2 protein-coding genes and 2 pseudogenes are annotated in these 2,843 nt (G+C 34.8%); all 4 read right to left on the reverse strand.

Annotation, left to right across the window (positions count from 1 at the left end; translation table 11 throughout):
- Positions 1-139 (reverse strand): transposase (locus tag ACINWC141_RS06005; RefSeq protein WP_009389167.1); only part of this gene is annotated, 139 nt, incomplete at its 3' end.
- Positions 140-197: 58 nt separating this feature from the next.
- Positions 198-1,418, reverse strand: a pseudogene (locus ACINWC141_RS06010) (purine-cytosine permease family protein); the annotation flags it as partial.
- Positions 1,419-1,666: 248 nt separating this feature from the next.
- Positions 1,667-2,131 (reverse strand): hypothetical protein, encoded by a 465-nt coding sequence (locus ACINWC141_RS06015; protein ID WP_009389170.1) that lies wholly within the window; start codon positions 2,129-2,131, stop codon positions 1,667-1,669.
- A gap of 254 nt (positions 2,132-2,385) precedes the next feature.
- A pseudogene (locus ACINWC141_RS06020) lies at positions 2,386-2,760 on the reverse strand (EamA family transporter); the annotation flags it as partial.
- Positions 2,761-2,843: the final 83 nt, after the last annotated feature.

Below are 2,843 nucleotides of genomic sequence, written 5' to 3' on the forward strand. Positions count from 1 at the left end.
TGGTATTCCAATTTGAAAGAGTTTGCATTGAAATGCTAAGTTGTCTGGCTGTTTCCGAGACATTGCCTTGATTGGCTTCAATTAATTTGATGGCTTCAGCTTTAAATTCTGTGGTGTAAGTCTTGTGTTTCTTGCTCATGGTAAACTCCTGATGAGTGTGTTTAGTTTACCAAGTTAAAACCTCCTGTTTTTTCAGCACACATCATACCAATCCGATTCCAACGGCCATATTTACCATTTGGATCATAGAGCGCATCTACATCACATTCTTCTTTAGAGATAAAATAGTAATCAACAAGATTAATGGCACTCCAAGGAATAAAAAAGGTGAGTAAAAACAAAATAAATGCCTTAAATGCACTTAAGAAAGTGTGCTCGCCTATAATTGCAATAAAAGTCGAGATCACAACCATGGCAAGGACAATGAATAATCTTGTTATTTTTGAGATTTGATTTGTCGATTTGAAACTATTCCAAATCGTAGCAATGCACATAAAACTACCGTAAGCATTTAAGGTTGTCAGAGTAACTTTGCCAAAAGCGATACTAAAATATAAAAAGGTCACCACGAGGGCAATTGGGTTCATACCTACAACATATTGCACTTCATTTCCAACAAAATTCCCGTTTGCAACCTGAGCAATCAAAACGCCTAAGGTCATGGAAATTTGTGAGCCAATTAAAGAACCTAAGCCGACGGCCCAAAAAACACGAGATGAAGATGTTTTGGTTGGAAGATAGCGAGAGTAGTCTGCAACATAAGGCCCAAAAGAGATTTGCCAAGAAGCAGAAAGTGAAACTGCTAACAAGAATGAAGACCAACTGAAATGACGTATTGCTAAGAGTTCTGAAAAGTCAGAAAGTGCTAAAATTTGAGTAAGAATAATAACAAAAGCAATTAAACCAATGATACTGGCTACTTTGCCTACCAAATGAATTAAACGATATCCGATCGTTGCAAATAAGATAATAAAGCAAGCATAAATTAAGATGCCAGTTGTATTACTGACATGTGCTAGATGGGCAATGGCTTTACCCGCGAGTACTTCACCAGTTGCGGTAAAACCAACATACATGAGACAAACGAGTATGATCGGAATACACGCACCATATACCCCAAATTGCACACGACTTGAAATCATTTGGGGAAGACCAAGTTTAGGACCTTGAGCAGCATGTAGAGCCATGACAGCAGCACCAAAACACTGTCCCACCAATAAACCAATAATCGACCAAAAAACATCACCACCTAATACAACTGCTAGTGCTCCCGTCACAATAGCCGTGATTTGTAAGTTGGCACCAAACCAGAGGGTGAATTGAGCAAATACTCCACCATGTCTTTCATTCTCTGGAATAAAGTCAATACTTCGGTTTTCAATAAAACTACGATTTGGTTTCCCAGCCGATGAGTCCATTTCACTCTCCTTGTCCTTTAAGAGTCTGCTCTATATTTTTATTAAGTACGCATTTGTACAAACAAATACAAACATGTATATACAAGTAATTTTAAAAAGAATCAAATAGTTTTTGAGGCTGCTGAAGCTAAAAGTAGCTTAAATATTTCATAGTTAAATAGAAAAAATAATTAGGCCGTTTTTATTTTTAATAGATTTACATGATAAAAAAATAATATATAGAAAAGCCCTCCATCGAGGGCCTGACTTTATACATTAGTGTCTAATATCGTTTGAAAAAAAATTGGAAGTTCAGAAAATTGAACCAGTTGGGTTTTATCGTCTTGTTTATAATAGTACTGATAGTTTGGAGCTTCTAAATGGTTATCTAGATATTGTGTTGCATCAGTAAACTGAGCTTTCGCAATCGGCTTATCTTTTTTACATTTAATAATAACGGGATTTACCGAATTTAATTTTACAGGAACACCATTTTCAAATTTAGCAGTTTCAATCAATAAAGAAATTTTAAAATCTCCAAAAGTTACACAAAAATGACCTCCATTTTCAGTTTTAATTTCACGATCAGAGAAAAGATCTTTAAATAAATTCTTTAAAGATTCTCTGTGCTTATCTAAAGCAGCTTGAAAGTCTTGATCTTGTTGCCCTAATTTTTCTTGCTCTTCTTGTAGCAATTTAGCTTGCTTTTCAATTGTTGTGAAATCCAGCTTCATTTTAATATCTCCGTTGGTTATTTTTAAACTATATATGGCAATCTTTTATTAAGTTTTAAAGAAACATACATTATTTGTTACAACGGAATAATTAAGATGAGCTTTTGTGATAAATAATAAAAAATGTAAAAAGATATTAGTAGAAATAAAACTTATAAAATTAAAGAAGTTATTAGGTAAATAATTTTTCTATTTTATATTTGAAAATGCTGCTCCATGATAAATATAGAACTTTTAATGTAGCAGCATATTTCCTATTTTGAACAATGTTTCACTACAAGAGGCGTGCTTTTAATTTTTATAAAACCTCCACTACTCATTACACCTAGCATGACTAAAGCCGTTCCTACCAATTGCCAGATATTAAGAGACTGACCTGTAAGTAGGGCGATCAGCATACTAAACACAGGTACAAAGTTAAAAAAGACGGAGGCGCGTCCAGCTCCTAACTTTTGTATGCCATTAAACCAAAATAAATAAGCAATCATGGTAGAGCAGATAATGACATAGCCCATGGCCAAATGCGCATTTACAGGTGCAGAGGCGATCGCTGTAAGAGGGTCTTCAAATATCATACTCAACACGCTAAGTGTTATTGCACCGAACATCATAGAAAAAGTGGCGAATTCAAACATGAGGTGCGACAGTTTCAAAAGCCATATGATAATCAACAAGCTGAGCAAATTTCTCTAATGGTGTAAGCCAATCTAAC

Source organism: Acinetobacter sp. WC-141, from assembly GCF_000313935.1.
Lineage (GTDB): Bacteria > Pseudomonadota > Gammaproteobacteria > Pseudomonadales > Moraxellaceae > Acinetobacter.